The 658-nt window shown below is 57.3% G+C and carries 1 protein-coding gene and 1 pseudogene; both read left to right on the top strand.

Going from position 1 to position 658, the window contains the following annotated elements; genetic code table 11:
* Positions 1–221: hypothetical protein (locus tag A3754_RS23565; RefSeq protein WP_063521505.1), on the top strand; the 221-nt coding region annotated here is incomplete at its 5' end.
* Positions 222–359: 138 nt separating this feature from the next.
* Positions 360–658, top strand: a pseudogene (locus tag A3754_RS23570) (hypothetical protein); the annotation flags it as partial.

The raw sequence follows: 658 nt of genomic DNA on the forward strand, positions 1-658 counted from the left end.
AACGCCCCCGCAAGCGGGCTGCTGCCCCCAAAAAAGCGGCCAGCACTTCGCGGCAGGCAACGGCGCGGCAAGATGCGGTTCGTGAAGGCTACCGGCGCCTCACCGCCGACATTCCCGCCGATTTGCACAAACGACTTAAAATGCAGGCGTTGATGGAAGACCGCTCTGTTACCGAGTTGATCGTGCAAGCGGCAGAGAGCTTTCTGCGTAACCGCGACTGATTTCCCCGGCAATATTTCCTTCGTATCCATCCTGTTTGCGCATACCCCTTGCACGCTGTCATTGAAGCGTCACCGCGCTGTCATTCATTCGCACCCTTTTGGCGACACCCTTGGCGAAACCGTCGAAGGAGCTAGCTCATGGCTGCAGATCTGTTTCTGCTCGTCTGTGCCCTGCTGTTCGGGCTTGGATTTCGTCAATTGTTCCGCCACCTTCCCGAGGAGCGCTGGCAATTTGTCGCGTCCCTGCCCTTGAAAAAAAACGGTGACGGTTCCTGGCAGGGCCTGAATTTGACCTTCTACGGTTTATTTACCGGCCTGGCCGGCGGGTTCGGCGTTGCCACGTTCATTCTTCTTACTGCCGCCGTCGGTGTTTCACTGATGGCTACAGTGCTCCTGACGCTGGGAGTGTTAGCCATTTGCCTTCCGGCAGCCAAAAT

It is taken from the genome of Alcanivorax sp. HI0083 (assembly GCF_001635175.1).